Genomic DNA, 22154 nt, shown 5'->3' with positions numbered 1-22154 from the left:
TTTGCCGATGCCGTTACGGAGAGTTCATACGTACGTTCATATCGCGCTACCTATTGCGCGGCATAATGAATACGGGCAATTATCCCGGAAGGAAAGTCATAATGACCGAAATCACCGCACCCAAGTCTCCCGTCACGGCAGAGCAGTTCGCCGACGAGATTCGTGAACAACTCAAGTACACCCAGAACGTCACCCCCGAGCAGGCAACTGCCGCTGACGTCTACGTTGCCGCTGCCAAGGCCGTGCGCAACCACCTCGCCGATTCCTGGTTCAAGACCCAGGCCGACACCGTCAACGGCAACACCAAGGCTGTTGGCTACCTTTCCGCTGAGTTCCTCATGGGCAAGCAGCTGGAGAACGCGCTGCTCAACGCCGGTCTGACCGAGCAGTTCGACGCCGCCGTCGAAGCGCTGGGCTTCCAGCCGAAGGACATCGTCGACGCCGAATACGAGCCGGGTCTCGGCAACGGCGGCCTCGGCCGTCTCGCCGCCTGCTTCATCGACTCCCTCGCCTCCCTGGGCGTGCCGGCGTTCGGCTACGGCATCCAGTACAAGTACGGCATCTTCAAGCAGACCTTCGACGAGAACGGCAAGCAGGTCGAAACCCCTGATTACTGGCTGACCAACGAAGAGCCGTGGGGTCACGTCGACTACAACCGCGACCAGAAGGTCTCCTTCGGCGGCGAAGTCGTCGAAGAGAACGGCAAGAAGGTCTGGAAGCCGGCCTGGTCCGTCCGCGCTGTGCCGGTGGATTACCTGGTCCCCGGTTACGCCTCCGGCCGTGTGAACACCCTGCGCCTGTGGACCGCCAAGTCCTACGACGAGTTCGACCTGCTCGCCTTCAACAAGAGCGAGTACCTCGACGCCGTTAAGCCGCAGGTCAAGGCCGAGAACATCTCCAAGATCCTGTACCCGGAAGACTCCACCAAGGTTGGCAAGGAGCTGCGTCTTGAGCAGCAGTACTTCTTCGTGTCCGCCTCCCTGCATGACGCCATCCGCGTCTTCTACCCGGGCCAGGACAAGCCGGATCTGACCACCTTCCCGAACAAGATCACCTTCCAGCTCAACGACACCCACCCGGTGATCGGTATCCCGGAGCTCATGCGCATCCTCATCGATGAGTACGACTACGACTGGGACACCGCCTGGGGCATCACCCAGAAGACCTTCAACTACACCTGCCACACCCTGCTGCCGGAGGCCCTCGAGGTCTGGCCGGCCAGCCTGATCGGCGAGCTGCTGCCGCGTCACCTCGAGATCATCGAGAAGATCAACGAGCAGTTCGAGGACGAGCTCAAGGACAATGGCATCGACGACAAGACCATCGAAGACATGCGCATCTACACCGGTGACGCCGTCCGCATGGCCTACCTCGCCACCTACGGCGGCTCCCACGTCAACGGCGTGGCCGAGCTTCACTCCCAGCTGCTCAAGGACGTCACCCTGAAGAACTTCTCCGACGCCTACCCGGACAAGTTCACCAACGTGACCAACGGCGTCACTCCTCGTCGCTTCATCAAGCTCGCCAACCCCGGCCTGTCCGACCTCATCACCGAGGGTCTGGGCACCGACAAGTGGCTGTCCGACCTCGACCTGCTCCAGGGTCTGGTCCCGCTGGCCCAGGACGACGAGTTCGTCAAGAAGTTCGCCGCCGTCAAGCAGGCCAACAAGCACGCCTTCGTGGGCTTCGCCAAGCAGCACTACGGCATCGACGTGGACGAGAACACCCTGTTCAACACCATGGTCAAGCGTCTGCACGAGTACAAGCGCCAGAGCCTGAAGATCCTGCTGGTCATCTCCCAGTACGCCGCCCTCAAGAAGGGTGAGGTCTCCGCCGAGGAGATCCTGCCGCGCACCGTGTTCTTCGGCGCCAAGGCCGCTCCGGGCTACTACCTGGCCAAGCTGACCATCGAGCTGATCAACAACGTCTCCAAGGTCATCAACAACGACCCGGACGTCAAGGGCAAGCTCGCCGTCCACATGCTCCCGAACTACAACATCGAGATGGCCCAGAACCTCATCCCGGCCACCGAGCTCGACGAGCAGATCTCCCAGGCCGGCAAGGAAGCTTCCGGCACCGGTAACATGAAGTTCGCCCTCAACGGCGCGCTCACCGTCGGCACCCTCGATGGCGCCAACGTCGAGATCCGTGAGAAGGTCGGCGCTGAGAACTTCTTCCTCTTCGGCATGACCGTTGATGAGGTCGAGAAGCTCTACGCTGAGGATTACGATCCGGCCAAGTACTACGAAGCCGATCCTCGTCTGAAGCACGCCATCGACCTCGTCGCCAACGGCACCTTCTCCAACGGTGACCGTAACACCTACGCCCCGCTGGTCGCAGACTGGCTGACCAAGGACTGGTTCATGGCCCTCGCCGACTTCTCCTCCTACGCCGACATCCAGGCCCAGATCGAGAAGCTCTACCGCGACCCGCTCGAGTGGAACCGCAAGGCCCTGCTCAACGTCGCCAACTCCGGTTACTTCAGCTCCGATCGCTCGATGGAGGATTACCTCGAGCGTATCTGGCACACCGGTCCTCTGGCCTGACGGCTAGGAACCGGCGCGCCAGCTGCGCGCGGGTTCCTGCCTCACGACTGTCGAATGATTGACAGCTGAAATCGGAAATGGAGGGGCGGGGAGTGTGTCGAGATGCACTCCCCGCCCCTCCCCGATCGGTTGTGAATCACCGGCAATAATCACACGAAAGAAGCCCCGCAACCACATCGAATGGTTGCGGGGCTTCCTGCGTTAACGCTGCCGAATCAGGCCTCGGCAGGGGCTGTTGCGGCTTCACCCTCAGCCTCGTCGCCCTTGTCCTCGGCCTTGTTCAGGCCCAGATCGACCGGCGAAGAGCTGTTCTCCCACGGCTCCTCCCACGGATCGTAATCCGGGTTCTGCTGCTTGTAGATGTACAGGCCAACAAGCGCGGCCAGCGCTGCGCCAAACAGCAGCGCGAAGAACTTCCAACCGTTAGAAGAAGAGTTGTTCTCCATGACGGCTCCTTTCCTTCAGGGATCGTCTGGTCGGCATGTCCATCCAAGACCGACTCTGCTCCCTATTCTAGGCCGATGATTGTGACGATTGGGTGGATTGAATCGCCGGGAGATTAGCCGCCGCGGCCGGCGAAGCCGACAGCGGGGTAGTTATGTCGTCTGCGGATTGCTGGGGCAGGATAATGATCAGCTTTGCCGGGCAGCTTTTCCGGACAGCTTCTCCGGCAAGGGAATTCGCTCCCAAGCTCTGATACATCGGATACAGTTGGCCCCATGCATATGCCTACCAAACAGGAAATACGTCAGCAATGGGAACGTGGCGGTCCGGTCGTCACATGGGCGTTGATCGCCATCTGCACCGTGATCTGGATGATTGAGGTGATAGCGGGGTTCCTTTCGCCGTACCTGCAGTCGCTGCTCCTCCTCGGGGGCATGTTCTCGCCCGCCTCCGTGATGCAACGCCCGTGGACTGTGGTGACGTCGATGTTCCTTCACGCGCCCAATACGATAATGCACATTCTGTTCAACATGATCGCGCTGTATTCGGTGGGCGCTGTGCTGGAGCGTCTGATGGGTCACTGGCGCTTCCTCGGTTTGTATATGATTTCCGGTCTTGGCGGCGCCATGGGGCTGATGCTGTGGGGTGTGTTCGCTCCCGATGGTCAGGGGTGGCGCATGGCCGCGTATGGTGCCTCAGGCGCGATTTTCGGGCTGTTCGCGGCGATTCTGGTGGTGTATCGGCGTATCGGTGCGGATATGCGCTCGATGATGGTGTGGATGGCAATCAACTTCGCGTTGCCGTTCGTAGTCGGCGGCGTGGCATGGCAGGCGCATGTGGGCGGATTCCTGATTGGTGGCGCCCTGACATGGCTGCTGACCAGCGGCGTGCCTGCCTGGCGCGGCAAAAGCCTGGCATGGCGTATGCAGGTCTACGGGTGGCCGGTGACGGCGCTGGTGGTCGTCGTAATAGTGCTATGCGCCCTCGCAAACCCATATTCCTACTAGTGTCCTGTCTCGTAAATAATTGAGGGATTCAGCTTTTCTCTCCCTCAGTCAGCTTCGCTGACAGCCCGTCCTGCAATCAGGGACGCGCTCTGCGCGCGGTTTGCCAGCTCGCCTGTCGGCTCGCACGTTGCCTACAAACAGCTCCGCTGTTTGCTTCACGGCAACGGTCCTGCAATTATGGACGCGCTGTGCGCGTGTTCTGTTGGCTCGCCTGTCGGCTCGCACGTTGCCTACAAACAGCTCCGCTGTTTGCTTCACGGCAACGTCCATCAGAGGGAGCCAGCACCACTCAACCAATTACGAGGCATACCGCTAGGGCTGTCGCGTGGGTATTTCGTCGTTGGCGTTCCGGTTCCCCGGCGATTGGCGCAGCGTTATGTGCTGGGGATGGTGACTGGCAGGTAATGGTTAGGTTAACAGTGGATAGTTGTGCACAATTGTGGATAAGACGGTGGATAACTTGTGGATATGTGTCTGAGGGAGCTTCCGTGATGTGAGGAGGGGAGCTCCTGTGATGTGGGGATGTGTACAAGTCCATCAACAACAAATGTGGATAACTCATGGGAGACTTCGGCCGCGGACATATCCACAGCGGTTGTATTCGAGGTATTTCGCAGTTATCCACGTGTTATGCACCGTCGAATGGTGCTTATCCACTACTTATCCACTACTTATCCACTACTTATCCACAGAGTTTTCCACATTCGGTGGAAAACTACAGATATGTAATTCATCCACATCGTGTGGATAACCATGTGGATAACTAGTGGATAACATGTGGATAGCTGGGTATAACCCCTGTGGATTGCCTTCCCGACTGGCGCTGTTGCTGTTTTCGTGGACGGCGGTTCGTGGTTGGGCCGTTGAGCCGGTAAGAGAGAGAAGCGTTTTTGGGTTGGATGTTCATCAACCACGAAGAACAACGGCCGAAAAGCTCCTGATGGGCAGCTTGTTCAGGCGTCTTCTCAACGTGAAAGGCATGGTCATCGGGACGTCCGCGTCGTCGATGGTCCTATCTGTCCCGGGTCGTGTTCGAGAACCGGGTGCGTCCTCGTGCTGGCAATCTCCGATGATTCCGCGCAGGACGCTGGCGTGGCGCAGGACGCGCGTGGGACCGCCCGTGTGCCACGCCAGTGCAATACGGGCGATATTACAGCGGCGTGGCACGCGATTGCAGCGCCGTGACACGCGACAAGCATCCGCACCACACCTTGCTCGCCCTCGGCGAAGCGGAACGGCCGCATCGTGCCCTGATGGCTTCGCTCGGCGACATGCAGCGAAGCCAAACGGCCACCAAGTGCCCAACCGACTTCACTGAGCGGCTCGAGCGATGGGGGAAGGCCAGTACATGTCATGGTGGCTTCACTGAGCAGGCCCTCAGCGAAGTCGCTGGACGAGAACTGGCCGTCTGACTTCACTGAGCGTCCGACAGTGACGTCAGACGGCCACATGCTGGCCGGCTGACGTCGCACACAACACCCCAGCGACGCCAGAGGGCCATATACTGGCCAGCCTGCATCGCACGTAGCCTCCCAGCGAAGTCAGACGGCCAGTCAATGGCCAGTCGGTATCGCACGGTCGCGCTACGCGCGGTATTCAGCTGGCTCGCCCGTCGTATCCAGCGCGCTCAGATCCACCGTGAATGGCATCGAGGCGGGCAGCCGTTCGGGCTCGAGGAACATGGTCATGTACAGCGGCAGATAGGTGATGGCTCCATCCTGGCTTACGTTTCCCCTGCATAGCACCCAGGCATGGTCGATGTCCCATTCGTCCACGGCGAGCACGTTGTCCAATGCCTTGTGCTTGGTCCAATCGTTGCCGGATTTCACCTCTACCGGCGTGACCCGGGTGCCCGACTGAACGACGAAGTCGACTTCGCCGTATTTCTTGGCGTCGAAGTAATGCGCGGCGTATCCATGCGCGGTTAGTTCCTGGGCCACCACGTTCTCCGCGATTAATCCGAGATTGACATCGAGCTCGCCCTGTAGGAGCGCGAACTGGACGTTGCCCATCGAGGCCGCGCACAATAGCATGCTTTATGTCACGTTTTTCTCAACTGTGATAACGCGGTTGTCACGTTTTGCGCGTTTGGAACTGTAGCGCCATATGTTGTGCATGGGGATGCGAATTACAGGCAAGCCCGCCTGAGAAGCCCGCCTGAGAAGCCCGCCTGAGGGCAGTCATGCCGATAACGCAGTATTGACACGGCATGCCAGTGGTTCGTCTCAGTGATAATCGAGAATCTCGGCTTCGCTGTCAGGTGAGCCACTGATAACCACTGATAATACACAGCGAGCCGCTGTCGCAGAAAAGCGCCAGCGGCTCACAGGGGAACTAAGGTTCAGCGCCAACCCATCGTCATCAGGAATCCGATCATGATCAGCGCGAAGCCGATCGCCAGATTCCATGCGCCGATGTTCGGAATCGGCCAAGCGCCGGACGGGGAGAGGTAATACACCACGCACCAGATCAGACCGATGATCATGAACGCGCAGAACACCGGCACGAACCAGCGCGGGTTCGACTTGGTGCCCTTGATGGTCTCCTCGACACGCTTCGTGTTCTCGGCCTGACGGTTCATCATGCGCTGCATCTGAGGGGTCAGCGTGGCCTTGTCGGCAGTGGCGTTCAGCACCGCCTGCACCTGATCCATATCGACACCATAGGTCTCGTCTTCGTCGGCGACCTTGTCAGTGGCGGTGTCGGCGGCGGTGTCCGCGGACTTGTCGTCATTCACGCCCTCGTCCGGCCAGTCCTTCTGGTCCTTCGAGTCGTTTTCGTGCAGCTCTTCGTCAGCCATCAGCGTATTCTCCATTCAATAGGCTAGAAGTCATAATAGTGGCTACACTCGAAACTGGTGAACACGCCGTGTGAAAAGGTGAACACACCGGTGACAAAGACGGGATTGGTATGGCCAGACATCAGGGAAGGCATAGCGCACGTCGCTCCGTGCCCAGCGGGATCGCTGCGGTTGTGGTGGTCGCGCTGACCGGCTTTCTGCTGAGCACCAACGTCCGTGTCAATCGCACCGCTACGGTGAACACCGATACCGCCGACCTCGTGGAGAACAGCGTGGCCGAGGTCTCCCAGCTGCAGACCGATGTCAACGATCTGCAGAAGCAGGTGAACAACCTTACCGAGGCGCTGGGCTCCGGCAGTTCGTCGAGTTCCGATGATTCCAATGCCAGTACTGATACCAATACCGACGCCGCCAATAACGGTGGCGATGCAAGCCTGATGCTCCCGGAACTATCCGGCGCAGGCGTCACAGTGACGCTGGATGATTCGCCGCTGTGGGAGAGTGCGGTGAACGACAACGGTACCACTGCGAATATCAATGATTATGTGATTCACCAGCAGGACGTGGAATCCGTGGTGAATGCGCTATGGGCGGGTGGCGCCGAAGCCATGAAAATCATGGATCAGAGGGTACTGTTCAATTCGGCGGTGATCTGCTCGGGCAATGTGCTCTCCATCCACGGCAAGAAGTACGCGCCACCGTTCACCATTTCCGCCATTGGTGACCAGGATGCGATGCGCAAGGCGCTGAACGATTCCAAGGCCATCACCATTCTGAAGCAATACGTCAGCGCATTCGGCATAGGTTACAAGGTGGAAAACAAAGACAATCTTCAGTTCGAGGCCACCACGGCTTTGCTGCAGCAGTTCAAATATGCCACCGTCGATACGCCGAAGACCAAGGACGAGGAGTAGAGGCAGTCATGAGACACAACAGACACAGTGCTGCGAATGTGCAGACTTCGACCGATCTGAATGATTTCGCGGACCCCGAAAGCACCGCACAATTCACGCCGTTCGGCGGGAACGGCAACGGGAACGGCGGTGCTGCAGCCTTCACGGCAACGGCCGCCCAGCCCCAGTCCCGTCGCGCCCGCCGCGCTGCCGCCGCAGCCGAACGCCGTGGCCCGTTGTGGCAGGCATTGGGCATCCTCGCCGAACTGTTGCTGACCGCAGCCGCGATCTGCGCGCTGTATATCGTCTGGCAGATGTGGTGGACCGGCGTGGAGGCCGAACAGACCCAGAACGAGACCACCAAATCCATGAACTGGTCCGACCCGGCAGGCAATGGCGGCGACGTGAAGGTCGCGAAAGCCCAGGAAGGCGATCCGCCCGTGCAGCCCCAGGGTCCCAAATACGGCGACCTGATCGCACAGATCTATATTCCGCGCTTCGGCAGTCAATGGCATCGCAACGTGGTGGAGGGCACCACCCTTGAACAGATCAACCGTCACGGTCTGGGCCACTACCAGTCATCCCAGTTGCCGGGCCAGATCGGCAACTTCGCCGTCGCTGGTCACCGCAACGGCTACGGTCAGCCGCTCGGTGACGTGGACAAGCTCCAGGAAGGCGACCCAATCATCATCCGTACGCAGGATTACTGGTACGTCTACCATTACACGCGCTATCAGATCGTGCTGCCCACCGACATCTGGGTCATCGCACCCAACCCGGAGAACTCCGGCGTCGATCCCACCAAACGCATGATTACACTGACCACCTGCGAGCCGAAGTACTCCACTCCCACCCATCGCTGGATCAGCTACGGCGAGCTCTCCTACTGGGCCAAGGTGTCGGACGGTGTGCCCCAGGAACTGGCCACCACCGACTCGTCCGGCTCGGTGAAGTTTGCGATCTCCGAAACCCCGTCCGTGGCATCGCGTATCGGCTCGCTTGACAAGGTGGTGTACGGTGCGCTTGTCGCCTGGCTGATCATGTTCATCGCCGCCGCCATCGCCTGGCGCTGGCCGGTACTGCGCGCCATCCGCCTGGGCGAACGTCGTCGCCCGGACGCCAGCATCTATGGCCTGTTGGTGCGACTGCAGCCGGGCGCGCTACCCATTCGATGGCTGCTTCTGCTTCTGCTGCTGTTCGCCGCCGCCGCCGCGCTGTTCCAGTGGACCTTCCCCTGGGCAGCCACGAACATCCCGTTCCTGCGGCAGATGTCGAACTTCGTGGCCGTACCGGAGTAAAGGCCGCTGAGCTGAAGTAGTATGGCTCACATACATGTACATGTGAGGTTCGCGAAGGGCCGGGGCATGCCCGCAAGCCCGTCCAAGGAGAGGCAGTATGACTGATTCCGCGCGCATTCTGGTGGTGGACAACTACGACTCGTTCGTATACACCATCGTCGGGTATTTGAAGACGCTGGGTGCCACGGTGGACGTGGTGCGCAACGATGCCATCGATCCTGCCGCCCCCGGTGTGCTGGACGGCTATGACGGCGTACTGATCTCCCCCGGTCCCGGCGCTCCCGCCCAGTCCGGTGCCAGCGAGGATATGATTCGCCTATGCGCGTCGACCGGGGTGCCGATGTTCGGCGTATGCCTGGGACTGCAGGCGCTCGCTGAGGTGTTCGGCTGCACGGTGGACCATGCGCCCACCATCATGCACGGCAAGACGAGCCAGGTGGAGCATATCGATGACGAGATCTTCGCCGGCGTGGCCAATCCGATGACCGCCACCCGCTATCATTCGCTCGCGGTCGAGCCGGATTCGGTGCCTGATACGCTGGAAGTGACCGCGTGGACGCAGGGCGACCACATCGTGCAGGGGCTGAAGGTCAAGGGCAAGAAGATGTACGCCGTGCAGTTCCATCCCGAATCGGTGATGACTCAGGATGGTTATCGTCTGCTGGCCAATTGGCTGGCCGTGTGCGGACAGGCGAACGCCGTGGCCAAGTCCGCAGGCTTGCAACCGAAGGTCACCAAGTAGTCCTGGATTAGAGTCTCTCCCCCAGTCAGCTTCGCTGACAGCCCGTCCTGCAAGTATGGACGCGCTCCGCGCGGCATCCTACTGGCTCGCCTGTCGGCTCGCACGTTGCCTACAAAACAGCTCCGCTGTTTGCTTCACGGCAACGTCCCGTCAGAGGGGGCCAACGCCCCTCAGCACGAGACAGACCACTAGCGAGAGCCGGAACCAGATGACTTTGAACGGCTACTCGCCGGCTCGTCCGTTGCTGTTGCCGGTGCTGGTGTTGCCGCCGGTACCGCCGGTGCCCGTGTTGTCCGAATCGCCGGTGTCAGTGCCTGAGGACGTGCCGGCCTTGGTGGTGATGGTGACGGTCGAGCCCTTGTCCACCTCGGTACCGGCGGCGGGATCGATGCTCACCACCACGGCGGTGCTGTCCGAAGGGCCGTTGGCGGCCGCGACGAGCCCCACGGCCTCAAGCTGCAGCTTGGCGGTGGCGAAGTCGGTGCCGGAGTTGATGGACGGCACCGTGACCTTCTCCTTGCCGGTGGACACCCAGATCGTGATGGACGCGCCCTGTTCGATGGAGGTGCCTGCGGCCGGGTCGGTGCGGGTGATCGAGCCCGCTTCCACGGTGTCGGAGGATTCGCTCTCCACCACGAAATTGAACATGCCGTTGTATTGGCTCAACACCGCATCCTTGGACTGCCCCACCAGATTCGGCATCGCGGTCATGCCCGAAGACACGTAGATTGTGATGGTCGAGCCCTTGGGCGTCGACGTGCCGGCGGCGGGATCGGTGCGGGTCACCTCATCCTTGTCGATGTCGGCGCTGTCCTCGGTCTTCACCGTGGAGCTGACCTCGAAACCGGCGTCCTCAAGCTTGGTACGGGCTGCCTCCTGGGTCATGCCCTTGACGTCCGGCACCGCGATGGACTGGGGGCCTGCGGAGAACCACACGGTCACCTTGGAGCCCTTGGCCACCTTGGAACCCGCTTCCGGGCTCATCTTGGTGCAGGTGCCGGCGGCCTTGGTGGAATCGGTATCCTGCTTCTCCACCATCTCCAGACCCAGCGCCTGGAGCTTGGCTTCCAAGCCGTCCTTGGACGTCGTGGAGGTGCACTCCGGCACGGTGACCATTTCCACGACGTTCTTCTTCGCTGCATCCATGCCGAACACCACGCCCACCACGATGGCGATCACCGCGATGACGCCCAGCACCGAGCCGATGATGATCTGCTTCTTCCGTTTCGCCTTGGCCGCCGCCGCACGCTGTTCGGCACGGCTCTTCAGCGCATTCTGCATGGCTGCGTTCGCCGGCGGAATCTGCTCGAACTGGCCGGTGGCCGGGTTGAACGCCTGCGTGGGCTGACCGGCACCCATCGGCACGGTCGGCTGGTCGCGTTCGGCCTCTTTGCGCGCCTTCACGCCGGACAGATCGGTCAGCGGGTTGAACGCTGCCGCCACCGGCACGCCGCCGTTCATATAGGTCAGGATGTCGTTCTTGAACTCCGCGGCCGTGGCATACCGGTTCTGACGGTCCTTCGCCATGGCCTTCGCCACGATGGAATCCCACATCTTCGGCAGGCCGGGCACGATGGCGCTCGGCGGAGTGGCCACTTCGGACACGTGCTGGTAGGCGATGGCCACCGCGGAATCACCGGTGAACGGCGGACGGCCGGTCAGCATCTCATAGAGCACGCAACCTGCGGAATACAGGTCGGAGCGCATGTCCACAGTCTCGCCGCGGGCCTGCTCGGGGGAGAGGTACTGTGCGGTGCCCACCACACCCTGGGACTGGGTCATGGTGGCGGCGGAATCGTCCAGAGCGCGGGCGATGCCGAAGTCCATGACCTTGACCACGCCCTGCTCGGAGATCATGATGTTGCCGGGCTTGATGTCGCGGTGGATGATGCCCATGCGATGCGAATAGTCGAGGGCGCTTAGCACGCCGAGCATCACCTGCTCGCAGTCGCGCTGGCTCAATGCGCCGTTCACCTTGATGATGTCGCGCAGGGTCTGGCCCTTCACGTATTCCATCACGATGTAGGGCAGGCGCTCGGTGTCACCGGCGTCGGTGGTGATGGTCTCCTCGCCAGAATCGTAGATGTTCACGATGTTCGGGTTGTTCATCTGGGCCACGGAACGGGCCTCGCGGCGGAAACGCGCCAGGAATATATCGTCGTTGGCGAGCTCCGCGCGCATGATCTTCACGGCGACCGTGCGGCCCAATCGGGTATCGAGGGCGATGCGCACCTCGGCCATACCGCCTCGACCGATGAGCTGGCCCAGCTGATATCGGCCACCGGCCAGTGCATTAGGCATGTTGCTCATTGCTTATTCCCTCCCAATTTCGAGGCAGGAGCGTCCAATACGATACGAGGTGTGCTCATGACTCGGCGCAATGGCCGGACGCTGGATGTGACCATGGTCTGATCTGCCTGTTCGGTCTGCTGGTCCAGAAGCCTCCGTTCGATGCGCGCCAAGGTGCGCGATACCACCAGTGCATCCTTGGGTCGGTCGAGCGGGTCCTTGGACAGCATGGACATGACGAATTCACGAAGCTGAACGTCCACGGTGTCCGGCAGTGGAGGCACGGGATCGTTCACGTGGGCGGCGGCGATGTCGACCGGCGTGGCACCGGTGAACGGGCGGTGCCCGGACAGGCCCTCATAGGCCACCACGCCCAACGAATAGATGTCCGATTGCGGCGTGGCCTGCTTGCCCTGCGCCTGTTCGGGGGAGATGTACTGGGCGGTGCCGACCACCATGCCGTCCTGGGTGATCTGCCCCTGTCCGGTGGAATAGCTGACGCCGAAGTCGGTGATCTTCACCTCGCCGGTATCGGAAACCATGATATTGGCGGGCTTCACATCGCGATGAATCACCCCGTGCGAGTGGGCGACAAACAGGCCGCGCGCGGTCTGGATGAGGATCGGCAGCAGGTCGATGGGGTCCATCGCGCCCTGTTCGTGATACAGGTCCGCCAACGATTTCGATGGCACGTATTCCATGATGAGGAAGCCGATGCCGTCATGCTCGTAATACTCGAACAATGCCGCGATATTCGGATGCGCCAGATTCGCGGAATTATGCGCTTCGGCACGAAGGCGACGCAGTTTGGCCTCCGCGTTCGTGGCATCCGAGCGCAGTGCCTTGATGGCCACTGGGCGTCCAAGCTGGATGTCATAGCCCTTCCAGACCTCGCCCATGCCGCCTTGCGCCAGTCGCGCGTCGAGGCGGTAGCGGCGGTGAATGAGTTGTCCTTCGATCAGTTTCATTGCTGCAGAGCCTCCTGAATCATCGCGCGCATAATCGGGCCCGCGGCAAGCGAACCAAGCAAATCAGTATTGTGCACCAGGACCGCTACTGCAATCTGCGGATCCTCGGCGGGGGCGAATCCGATGATCCAACCATCGATGCTGGTGTTGTCCACGCCGATCTGCGCGGTACCGGTTTTGGCGGCGATCGTGACGCCGTTGATGGCCAGCGACGGGTTGGCGTCGGTGATGACGTGCTCCATCATGGCGGTGAGTTTGTCGGCGGAATCCTTGCTCATGACCTTGCCCAAGGTCTCCGGCGTCGTCTGGCTGATGACGGACAGGTCCGAGGCGCGCACGCGGTCGACCAGTGTCGGGCGCATCATCTTGCCATCGTTCGCGATGGCCTGCGCCACCATAGCCATCTGCAGAGGCGTGGCCTTGGTGTCGCCTTGGCCTATTGAGGCCAGCGCGAGCTTGTCCGGCGTGGTGGCGGACGGGAATGTGGAGGCTGTGGCGGTCATCGGGGTGCCGGTGGCACTGGTGCCATCGATGGTGATCGTATTGCCGAACCCGTATTTGGTGGCCATTTCCTTGACTTTGTCCTCGCCAAGGGCCACGCCGAGCTGGGCGAACGCGGTGTTGGAGGAATACGCGATGGCATTCTGCAGGGTGATTTTACCGTCGGTGCCGTTGGCCTGCCAGACTGCGTTCGGCAGCTGCGTGGCTGTGCCGGGCAGAGTGTAGCTCGCTCCTGCGGGAATCTGCGTATCGGCCTGGTAGTCGCCGGTTTCCAAGGCGGCGGAAGCCACGATCGTCTTGAACGTGGAGCCTGGCGGATACAGCTGCGAGGTGGCGCGGTTGATGAGCGGGCTGTTTTCTCCGGCGGCCAGATCGTTGTACGCCTTGGCCGCGGCCTTGGTGTCGTGGGTGGCCAACTGGTTCGGATCGTAGCTTGGCGTGCTCACCATGGCGAGGATACGGCCGGTTTTGACCTCGATGGCCACGGCGGCGCCATCACGCGAGCTCATCTGGTCGTAGGCCACCTGCTGCAGTTTCGGGTCGATGGAGGTCTCGATGGAGGCGCCCTTGTTGGTGCTGCCGGTGAGCATCGATTTGGCGCGCTGCCAGATCAGCGAGTTGGCTTCGCCGTTGAGCAGCATGCTGCGGGAGGCTTCAAGACCGCGGTCCGCGTTCTGGTTGATGGCGAAGAATCCGGTGATGGGAGCATACAGCGGGCCGTTCGAATAGGTGCGCTGGTATTTGAACGCGTCGTTGACCGGCTCGGATTGGGCCATCACCGTGCCGTCCGAAGCGAGAATCGCGCCACGATACGCGCCCAGCTGATGGTAGAGGGAGCGGGCGTTGCGCGAATCGCTGTTCAGCGAATTGGCGCGCACCGCCATAAGGATGGTCGACGACAGCCCGAGTATCACGAACAGGCATACGACTGCGGTGAACAGCTGACGCAGATATTTGTTCATGCGCGCGCACCTCCATGTCGGGGTCCGTGATGGGCTGGGGATTGATGGCTGCCGCCTGCCGGCGGGATCGGGGGAGCCGGGATTGCCGGGAACGGCGGGATTTGTGGTGCCGGTGGCATTGCGGGGGATGGTGCTGCAGAGGATGGCACCGGCGGCAGCGAGCCGGTGGGCGCGGTGTATTCCGCGAAGCCCGTGGTGGTGCCGTCGCCGTCGAAGTCGATGCCGTCGCCGGCAACGCCATCGTTCGCAGTGACTTCGTTCACTGGAGCGCGCTTGGTGGTGTCCACAATCTCGCCATCCGGGTCGTCGAGATCATAGACGCGGGCTGATGCCGTGCGCGGACGGGAAACCGGCTCCGTAGCACGGGCGCGCTCCTCCAGCTCCTTGTTGCGCAGGGCCGCAAGCGCCTCATATTGGAAGGAATCGGAGGTGAGCTCCGGCTCAGGCCGGTTGGCGGCGCCGGAAATGACGATGAGCAGCGCCGCAAGAATGTAATTGGCGATGAGGCTTGAGCCGCCGGCCGCCATATACGGCAGGGTCAGACCGGTCAGCGGAATCACCAGCGTCACGCCTCCCACCACGGTGAACACCTGGAACGCCATCGTGAACACCAGACCGGATGCCAGCAGTTTGCCGAAGCCGTCCTTGATCTTCATCGCGGCCACGAATCCCGAGGCGATGATGATCAGATACAGCATCAGAATGGCCAGCACGCCGGTGAGACCCAGTTCCTCGCCAAGCGCGGTGTAGATGAAATCGGAATTGGCGAACGTGGTCAGCGCCGGATGCCCCTGGCCGAGCCCGGTACCCAGCATGCCGCCTGAAGCCAGGCCGAAGATGCCGGTGACCAGCTGCCACGAGCCGCCGTATTCCTTGTTGTACTGCTCATTGCTGAACGGCTGCAGCCAGGCGTCCACGCGCTGCCCCACATGGCTGAAGACACTGGCGGCGGCCACCGCGCCTACGGCGAACGCGATCAGACCGATGACGATCCAGCTGGTGCGTCCGGTGGCCGTGTACAGCATCGCCACGAACATGGCGAAGAACATCAGCGAGGTACCCAGGTCATGCTGCATCACCAACACGCCCATCGAGGCGACCCACACCACGATGATCGGTCCCAGATCCTTGATGCGCGGCAGTTGCAGGCCCAGCACCTTCTTGCCGCCCACGGCCAGCTGATCGCGATGGTCGAACAGATACGAGGCAAAGAAGAACGCCAGAAACAGTTTGGCGAATTCGCCAGGCTGGAACTGTCCGAGCCCGGGAATCCTCACCCAGATGCGCGCGCCGTTCACCTCCTGGCCGATCACCGGCAGCATCGGGGAGAGCAGCAGCGCCAGACCCACGACCATCGACACATACGAGAACCGCCGCAATACGCGGTAATCCCGCAGAAACACGATGATCAGACCGCTGAGAACCAGTGCCAGACACAGCCACATCAGCTGGCGTTTGGCCACCGTCGTGTCCATGCTCTGGTCGATGCGGGCGATCATCGTGATGCCGATGGCCGTCAGCAGCAGTACGCAAGGCATGATCGACTGGCTCGCGTACTGCTGGAATCGCGCGGTCAGCCCCCACAGCACCAGAAACAGTGCTGCGACGATGCCGAACAGCATCGTATAGTCCTGCGGCATGGAGTTCGTCGTGCGCTCGAACATCTGGACGATCGCAAGGGCGCTGATCGCGAGGGCGACGAGCAACAGGCCGATCTGGCGCAGACGGGTGGCGATCATTGAGTGCCTCCCGATGTTGCGTCGTTCGCGGCGCCGATGCTCGGCTGGTCGGCAGAGGCGTCCGAGCCGTTGGCGTTGTCGGTATTGCCGGCGTTGGAACTGGTGTCCGAGTTGCTGTTGGAGCTGTTGCTGGAGGAATCGGACTTCTTGGCGGCGTCCTTCTTCTGCTGCTCCAGGAACTTGTTCATCTCCGAGCGGATGATGCCCACATGGGACTGCGCCTCGTCCAACGAGTCGACGGCGATGCCCTGATTGATCTGATCGCGCCATGTCTGCGGCAGCTCGTCGAGTGAAATCGTGGTGCTGCTGACCTCATGTGAGAGTTCCATGCCGAAGATGTTCGTGGGCACGCCCTGATAGATCGCCACATTGCCGTTGCTGTTGCCGACATAGTAGCGGGACTGGCTCCACAGATATGTGCCGCCGCCGATGCCGAACAGCGCTGCGACCACGATGATCACCGTGAGAATCAGTGCATAGCGAATCCTGCGCTTCCTCACCCGTGTGGCCTTGGTCTGCTGCACATGCTCGTCGCGGATGGCCTGCTGCACGACCGGATCGTTAGGATCGGCGGAAATACGGCCGTCCGGACGCTGCACAATCGGAATCTCGCCGGTATCGGGATTGGCGCGCTCGCCGGTCTCCTCGCGCACGACGGAAGGCTGCGCGACCCGTGCTCCGGACGGCTGCGCAGTGGCGTCCGATTCCGGAGCAGGCTCATGCGCGCTGGCCGGCTGTATCAGCGCTGCCGCGCGTTGAGCCGGGGAATTGTCGGCGCGCAGTGCAGGCGCGGCGGCCACGGGCGCGTTGACGATGTCGGCGATGGTCTCCAGGCTGTTGCTCGCCGCGCCGCCGACCAGCGGCGTCTGGTGCGGCAGATCGAACGCGTTGGCGTCCAAGGCCAGTGTGGCGTCCGCGATGACGGCGGTCACGTTGTCGGTGCTGCCCGCGCGCAACGCCATCTGCACCAGATTCTGCGCGCACTCGCCCTGATCGGAGAGCGCCATCATCGTCTCTTCGATGGTGGAATCCTCGAGCACACCGCATAGGCCGTCCGAGCATAGCAGCCAGCGGTCGGCCGGGTGCGCACGGCGGATGGAGATGTCCGGATGCGGGTCGATGTCGAAGTCGCCGAGCACGCGCATCACCACATTGCGCTGCGGATGGTTCTTCGCCTCGGCAGGTGTGATGCGTCCGGTGTCGATGAGGTGTTGCACATAGCTGTGATCGGTGGTGATGCGGCTCAGGTGGCCGTCGCGCAGCAGATAGGCGCGCGAATCGCCGATGTGCGTGAGCACCCAGTACCCGGCGACCAGAGCCACGGCGGTGACTGTGGTGCCCATGCCCGCCAGCTTGCGTTCGCGCTTGGCCTTGCCCACGATGGCGTCGTGCGCGGCCATCACCGATGTCTCCATCATCTTGGAGATGGCCTGGATGTCGCCGCCGGTATCGTCCTGCTCGATGTGGGCGAGGGACCGGATGGCGATGGTGGATGCCGTGTCGCCGCCTGCATGACCGCCCATACCGTCGCAGATGGCGATCAGATGCTCGCCGGCGAACGATGAATCCTGATTGTTCGCGCGCACCGTGCCCACGTCGGACACGGTGGTGGAGTACAGGTACAGCGGTTGTGAAGCGGCGGAATTGGGCATACGGCTACCTCAATTCAAAGGTTGTGGCGCCGATGCGCACGGGAATACGGGCGGGCAGAATCGTCGGGCGGTTGATGCGCTGCTGATTCACCACGGTTCCGTTGGTGGAATGAAGGTCCTCGATGGCCCATTGGCCGGAGGCTGCGTCGAGGTAGACGCGGGCGTGATGGGAGGAGACGAACTCGTCGTCAAGCACTACGGTGTTGGAAGCCGAGCGGCCCAGTGTGATCTCGGACTCGGCCAGCGGGACCGAGCTGCCGGCCAAGGGGCCGTCGATGATCACCAGCAGCGTGGGCTGCTGGGCATGGCGGCCGCCGGACGCGGCCGCATTGGACGTGCCGGCGCTGCGCACGGCCGGCGTCTGTGGAGTCTCGGACTTCACTTTATGTGCTTCACGCTCGCGCTTGCGGCGGGAACGCGAGGGACGTGGGCTGAACGTCTCGATGTCCTGGCGCAGCGAACGTATCGCCAGCCATATGAACACCCACAGTAGGGCCAGAAAACCATACTTCAGCAGGGCAAAAGTTAATTCGGTCATGACGCGGGACCTTTGCGCGTGGCGACGCCTTGGCTACTCCTGCGCCTGGGCGGAGGCCCAGAACAGGATGCGCGTGCGGCCGATGGTGATCGTATTGCCGTCAAGCAGCGTGGCGGCGGGCACCTGATGGCCCTCCACGTACGTGCCGTTGGTCGATCCCAAGTCGCGGGCGATGACACCGTTCGGCGTGATGTCGATTTCCAGATGCTTGCGGGAGATGCCCGGATCATCGATCACGATGTCGCAGCCGGAGCCGCGGCCAATCACGGTCTTCTCCTTGGTGAGCAGGTACTGGTTGCCATTGACCTCGAGGACCGGGCTGTCTTCGGCTTGGGCATCCGTGGTGACCGGCACCGCATTGCCCTGCACGGATTCGGAAGTGAGGTTGAAATTGCCCTTGGTGAGGTTCAGATCCTCCTCGAAGATCACCACCACTGGGCCGACGAAGGCGTAGTGCTGGCTCTTGGCGTATTCGGTGAGGTTGTCGGCGAGCTCGTTGGCGAGGGTCTCGCTGCCCCATGCCTCGATGCGGTCGAAGTCCGGGGTGCTGAGCTTGAAACGGTATTCATTCGGGGCCACCGTGCGGTCGCGGCCCACCGGCATGGCTTCGGCGTCGATCTCGCGCTCCAGGGCGCTGGAAAGATCAACAGGCTGCAGATCCTTGGAGCCGAACTTGGCGAACACTCCGTTGACTGCACCCTCCACGCTTTTTTCAAAACGGTCGAGAACGCTCATAGTCCTCCCTTTCTAATCGTCACCTATCCTACGCGGCAGTGGGGAATACAGTGCAAAAAGGTGCCATTTGACCGTCGATGAGTGCAGAATTTCCAAAAATTCAGAGGAAAAATAGGTACGGAGCCCCACTGGGTGTGTTGTGCGGGGTGTGTTGTGCGGGTGCGCCGCGCTGGCTGGATGGGTGCTGGCTGGGTCTGCGCTGGCTGGATGGGGGCGTAGGTTAGAGGCATGAGCGAAAACATTGATGTCAACGAAGCAATCAAGGTATTTCCCCGTTTGCGCGCACGTACCCTGCGATTCAACGGTGGCGCCCCGCGCTCGGCGAAAGTCGTGGGCGACGGTTCGCAGGCGTTGTTCCTGCGCTCGGACGGGCCCGAAGATCTGGTGACGGCGCTGTGGCTGAGCTGGTTCGATGCTGCCGGCGAACATCATGAGACGAAACTCGCCGATCCGCGCGAACTGCTCGGTGCCGCCGCGGACAGTGAGGATGTGCCGGCCGAGGAGCGCGCCCGCCGCGAACGTGCGCGCGAAGGCGGTGCCGGCATCGTGAGCTATTCGGTGGATGAGGCCGGCGATTGCGTGGTGTTCACCATCAACGGACGCCTGTATCTGACTGAAATCGACTGGATCGCGGCATCCGGCGAGGATGACGAGGGCATTGCGGATACCGCGGATGCTGAGGATGTCGAATCGGCGTCCGGCTATGTCCCGGTCGCGCACACCCGCGAGCTCGCCGGCGAATGGCTGGACGGCGATCCGGCCGCCTATACGCCGGTGCTCAACCCGCGTATCTCCCCGGACGGCAACCATGTGTTGTACACCACGGGCACGCATCTGATGCTGGTGGATATCGGCGATTGGCCCGAGCTCGATGCGGGCGTTGCCGGGGGAGCTGCGGACGTGCTGCACGAGGAACCGGCCGGCGAATTGTCCGATGGGGTCGATGTGGAGTCCGACGCCGTGGAGGAGGCGCTGAGCGAGGGGCTGTATGGCGACGCAGACGCTGACGCCGACGCTGACGAATTCGAGGACGAGGAGCCGCTTGCCGACCGCATTACCGCCATCTATGGCGTGAGCGTGGAGGACGAGGACGGCAATCCCGCTGAGAACACGTGGAAGATAGGTCTGGCCGAATTCGTGGCCGGCGAGGAGATGAACAGGTATGACGGCTTCTGGTGGTCGCCCGACTCCCGCCATGTGCTGTTCGAGTCCTTTGATACCGCCAATGAGCCGGTGTGGTACATCAGCGATCCGGCCAACCCGGAGCATCCGGCTGAAGGCCGCCGCTATCCGCGTGCGCTGACCCAGAACGCCGACGTCTACCTGACGGCGATCACGCTGGCGTTCGACGATGATGGACGCTACCTCGGCATCACCGCCAACGCCGATGTGGACTGGGATCGCAAGGCCTATGAATATGTCGCCGCCGTGAGCTGGACCGGCGAGCATGACCCGCTGGTATTGGTGCAGAACCGTCGTCAAAGCGCCGATCAGGTGCTGGAAGTGGCGGTGTCTGCCGCCGAGGAATCTGCGGACTTCGCCGAAATCGAGGGTGGGCTTGCTGGCGATGTTGACGACGTCGACAGTGCCGCCGCAGCCGCTGCGGATGATGCCGCCGCCGAGCCGCATCTGACATGGCCGGCGTTCGGCTCGACCCGTGTGCTCGAGGAACATGCCAACGACCAGTGGATCGATCTGGTGCCTGGCACCCCCGCCTACACGCCGGACGGTCATCTGGTGTGCTCGCTCAACGATATGGCGGCGGATACCAATCGTCTGACCGTGGACGGTCGCCCGTTCACGCCCGCAGGTTGGAATGTGCGCGAAGTGCTGCACGTCAGTGATGACGGCGTCGTGGCGGTGGTGCAGCGTGAGCCCGACCTCGCGCCCGATGCTCCGGCCGTATGGAAGGCGCAGGGCGGCGAGCATGACGCCCGCAGCTTCGACGTCGTGCTGTTCGATTTCGGTGCTGCTGATGCTGCGGGAGCTGCGGGAGCCTCCCTGCCTGTTCCGATCACTACCACGCCCGGTGTCTGGACCGCATCCTGGGGTGAGCGCGGCGGTGTGATCTCCGGCCGCGACCTCGCTCACGCCGGCGTCCAGATGACCCATGTCGTGGCACCGCAGTTCGACTCCGTGGATGAGCTGTTCGAGGCGGTAACCGCCGGCGCCCCTCTGGGAGGGGAGCTGTCGGCACAGCCGACTGAGGGTCGGCCCGGTTCCGCCGCCATCGCCAGCTACGCCGCCGAGCCCGGTTTCACACCGAATCTGCATTTCGTGCGCCTCGGCGAGCATCGCCTCTACACGGCGATCGTCGCGCCGAGCCCCGAAAGCCCGTATGCCAATGCCGAGAAGCTGTCGGTACTGATGAAGCCGTACGGCGGTCCCGGCTTCCAGCAAGTCGTGGATGCGCAGTCCTTCTACTGGGAGGGCCAGTGGTGGGCCGACCAGGGCTTCCTGGTGGTCACCGCCGACGGCCGCGGCACCACCGGCCGCGGACCGGCGTGGGACCGCGCGATTTTCGAGAACATGAAGGACATCACCCTCGCCGACCAGATAGAGGCCGTCAACGCCTTGCCCGCGGCGATGGCCGGCCTGAACGCCTCGATTCCCGCGCCCGACCTCGACAAGGTGTGCATGATCGGCTGGTCGTACGGCGGATTCCTTTCCGCGCTCGCCGTGCTGGACGCCCCGAACGTGTTCAAGGCAGCCTGCGCCGGCGCCCCGCCCACCGAGTGGACGCTGTACGACACCCACTATACCGAGCGCTACCTTGGCCTCGACCCGGATGTCTACTACCGCAACGGCATCATCCAGGACGCGCCCAAGCTGGAGCGTCCGCTGATGCTCATCCACGGATTCGCGGACGACAACGTCACCATCGCCCACAGTCTCAAGCTGTCCCAGGCGCTGATGGCGGCCGGCCGACCGCACACATACCTGCCGTTGACCGGCATCACCCATATGACCAACGACGAGACCGTGGCCGAGAATCTGCTCACGCTCCAGCGCGACTTCCTCAAGGACGCGCTGGCCTGAG

At 62.2% G+C, this 22154-nt stretch carries 17 protein-coding genes; 7 read left to right on the top strand and 10 right to left on the bottom strand.

Going from position 1 to position 22154, the window contains the following annotated elements; translation table 11 throughout:
- The first annotated feature begins 101 nt into the window (after positions 1-101).
- Positions 102-2546: a glycogen/starch/alpha-glucan phosphorylase gene (locus tag BW14_RS07370; protein WP_044089520.1), complete on the top strand. Its 2445-nt coding sequence runs from the start codon at positions 102-104 to the stop codon at positions 2544-2546.
- 215 nt (positions 2547-2761) lie between these two features.
- Here the strand turns inward: BW14_RS07370 and BW14_RS07365 are convergent, their stop codons facing one another.
- Entirely contained in the window at positions 2762-2992 is a 231-nt protein-coding gene (locus BW14_RS07365) for a hypothetical protein (RefSeq protein WP_044089519.1), read from the bottom strand.
- A gap of 273 nt (positions 2993-3265) precedes the next feature.
- On the opposite strand from BW14_RS07365, the gene BW14_RS07360 reads away from it, so the two are divergent.
- Entirely contained in the window at positions 3266-3997 is a 732-nt protein-coding gene (locus BW14_RS07360) for a rhomboid family intramembrane serine protease (RefSeq protein ID WP_140463392.1), read from the top strand.
- A 1160-nt stretch (positions 3998-5157) separates the two neighbouring features.
- Positions 5158-5409, top strand: a complete 252-nt coding sequence (locus BW14_RS11990) for a hypothetical protein (RefSeq protein WP_181162330.1) — start codon at positions 5158-5160, stop codon at positions 5407-5409.
- Positions 5410-5580: 171 nt separating this feature from the next.
- On the opposite strand, the gene BW14_RS07350 is transcribed toward BW14_RS11990, so the two are convergent.
- Complete coding sequence (locus BW14_RS07350) at positions 5581-6030, bottom strand: DUF4143 domain-containing protein (RefSeq protein ID WP_258184981.1); 450 nt, start codon at positions 6028-6030, stop codon at positions 5581-5583.
- Between the two features lie 308 nt (positions 6031-6338).
- A complete protein-coding gene (gene crgA / locus BW14_RS07345) occupies positions 6339-6797 on the bottom strand; it encodes a cell division protein CrgA (RefSeq protein WP_140463394.1) in 459 nt (152 codons plus the stop codon).
- A 110-nt stretch (positions 6798-6907) separates the two neighbouring features.
- Between crgA and BW14_RS07340 the strand changes: the two genes are divergently transcribed.
- From BW14_RS07340 to BW14_RS07330, 3 genes are all read left to right on the top strand, one after another.
- Positions 6908-7711, top strand: coding sequence for a DUF881 domain-containing protein (locus BW14_RS07340; RefSeq protein ID WP_140463396.1), 804 nt, complete (start codon positions 6908-6910; stop codon positions 7709-7711).
- 8 nt (positions 7712-7719) lie between these two features.
- On the top strand, positions 7720-8988 hold the full coding sequence (locus BW14_RS07335) for a class E sortase (protein WP_140463398.1): 1269 nt from the start codon (positions 7720-7722) through the stop codon (positions 8986-8988).
- Between the two features lie 97 nt (positions 8989-9085).
- The gene (locus BW14_RS07330) at positions 9086-9730 is read left to right on the top strand and encodes an aminodeoxychorismate/anthranilate synthase component II (protein WP_140489904.1); all 645 of its coding nucleotides are present in this window, start codon (positions 9086-9088) and stop codon (positions 9728-9730) included.
- Between the two features lie 222 nt (positions 9731-9952).
- On the opposite strand, the gene pknB is transcribed toward BW14_RS07330, so the two are convergent.
- From pknB to BW14_RS07295, 7 genes are read right to left on the bottom strand one after another with little or no spacing between them, the layout of a single operon-like run.
- Positions 9953-12031, bottom strand: coding sequence for a Stk1 family PASTA domain-containing Ser/Thr kinase (gene pknB, locus BW14_RS07325; protein ID WP_140489943.1), 2079 nt, complete (start codon positions 12029-12031; stop codon positions 9953-9955).
- A 5-nt stretch (positions 12032-12036) separates the two neighbouring features.
- Complete coding sequence (locus BW14_RS07320; RefSeq protein WP_140489902.1) at positions 12037-12987, bottom strand: serine/threonine-protein kinase; 951 nt, start codon at positions 12985-12987, stop codon at positions 12037-12039.
- A complete protein-coding gene (locus tag BW14_RS07315) occupies positions 12984-14450 on the bottom strand; it encodes a penicillin-binding protein 2 (RefSeq protein ID WP_140489900.1) in 1467 nt (488 codons plus the stop codon). Before BW14_RS07315 ends, BW14_RS07320 begins: the two co-directional genes overlap by 4 nt.
- Positions 14447-16189, bottom strand: coding sequence for an FtsW/RodA/SpoVE family cell cycle protein (locus BW14_RS07310; protein WP_258186087.1), 1743 nt, complete (start codon positions 16187-16189; stop codon positions 14447-14449). Before BW14_RS07310 ends, BW14_RS07315 begins: the two co-directional genes overlap by 4 nt.
- On the bottom strand, positions 16186-17841 hold the full coding sequence (locus BW14_RS07305) for a PP2C family serine/threonine-protein phosphatase (RefSeq protein WP_140489898.1): 1656 nt from the start codon (positions 17839-17841) through the stop codon (positions 16186-16188). Before BW14_RS07305 ends, BW14_RS07310 begins: the two co-directional genes overlap by 4 nt.
- 4 nt (positions 17842-17845) lie before the next feature.
- Entirely contained in the window at positions 17846-18379 is a 534-nt protein-coding gene (locus tag BW14_RS07300) for an FHA domain-containing protein (RefSeq protein ID WP_140463406.1), read from the bottom strand.
- Between the two features lie 33 nt (positions 18380-18412).
- Positions 18413-19114: a DUF3662 and FHA domain-containing protein gene (locus tag BW14_RS07295; RefSeq protein WP_100493218.1), complete on the bottom strand. Its 702-nt coding sequence runs from the start codon at positions 19112-19114 to the stop codon at positions 18413-18415.
- A gap of 228 nt (positions 19115-19342) precedes the next feature.
- Here BW14_RS07295 and BW14_RS07290 point away from each other — a divergent pair, with 228 nt between their 5' ends.
- Positions 19343-22153, top strand: coding sequence for a prolyl oligopeptidase family serine peptidase (locus tag BW14_RS07290; protein WP_140489896.1), 2811 nt, complete (start codon positions 19343-19345; stop codon positions 22151-22153).
- Position 22154 lies beyond the last annotated feature (1 nt).

The organism is Bifidobacterium sp. UTBIF-68 (assembly GCF_006408855.1).
Classification (GTDB): Bacteria; Actinomycetota; Actinomycetes; order Actinomycetales; family Bifidobacteriaceae; genus Bifidobacterium; species Bifidobacterium reuteri.
Note: the sequence above shows the minus strand (reverse complement) of the source record. Positions and strands in the feature narration are given on the sequence as shown.

Bases quoted from the DNA above. Each gene is read 5' to 3' on its own strand.
- pknB (WP_140489943.1), bottom strand. From the start codon at position 12,031: ATGCCTAATGCACTGGCCGGTGGCCGATATCAGCTGGGCCAGCTCATC.
- BW14_RS07295 (WP_100493218.1), bottom strand. From the start codon at position 19,114: ATGAGCGTTCTCGACCGTTTTGAAAAAAGCGTGGAGGGTGCAGTCAAC.
- BW14_RS07315 (WP_140489900.1), bottom strand. From the start codon at position 14,450: ATGAACAAATATCTGCGTCAGCTGTTCACCGCAGTCGTATGCCTGTTC.
- BW14_RS07310 (WP_258186087.1), bottom strand. From the start codon at position 16,189: ATGATCGCCACCCGTCTGCGCCAGATCGGCCTGTTGCTCGTCGCCCTC.
- BW14_RS07320 (WP_140489902.1), bottom strand. From the start codon at position 12,987: ATGAAACTGATCGAAGGACAACTCATTCACCGCCGCTACCGCCTCGAC.
- BW14_RS07330 (WP_140489904.1), top strand. From the start codon at position 9,086: ATGACTGATTCCGCGCGCATTCTGGTGGTGGACAACTACGACTCGTTC.
- BW14_RS07305 (WP_140489898.1), bottom strand. From the start codon at position 17,841: ATGCCCAATTCCGCCGCTTCACAACCGCTGTACCTGTACTCCACCACC.
- BW14_RS07365 (WP_044089519.1), bottom strand. From the start codon at position 2,992: ATGGAGAACAACTCTTCTTCTAACGGTTGGAAGTTCTTCGCGCTGCTG.
- BW14_RS07370 (WP_044089520.1), top strand. From the start codon at position 102: ATGACCGAAATCACCGCACCCAAGTCTCCCGTCACGGCAGAGCAGTTC.
- BW14_RS07360 (WP_140463392.1), top strand. From the start codon at position 3,266: ATGCATATGCCTACCAAACAGGAAATACGTCAGCAATGGGAACGTGGC.
- BW14_RS07350 (WP_258184981.1), bottom strand. From the start codon at position 6,030: ATGCTATTGTGCGCGGCCTCGATGGGCAACGTCCAGTTCGCGCTCCTA.
- BW14_RS07300 (WP_140463406.1), bottom strand. From the start codon at position 18,379: ATGACCGAATTAACTTTTGCCCTGCTGAAGTATGGTTTTCTGGCCCTA.
- BW14_RS07340 (WP_140463396.1), top strand. From the start codon at position 6,908: ATGGCCAGACATCAGGGAAGGCATAGCGCACGTCGCTCCGTGCCCAGC.
- BW14_RS07290 (WP_140489896.1), top strand. From the start codon at position 19,343: ATGAGCGAAAACATTGATGTCAACGAAGCAATCAAGGTATTTCCCCGT.
- BW14_RS07335 (WP_140463398.1), top strand. From the start codon at position 7,720: ATGAGACACAACAGACACAGTGCTGCGAATGTGCAGACTTCGACCGAT.
- crgA (WP_140463394.1), bottom strand. From the start codon at position 6,797: ATGGCTGACGAAGAGCTGCACGAAAACGACTCGAAGGACCAGAAGGAC.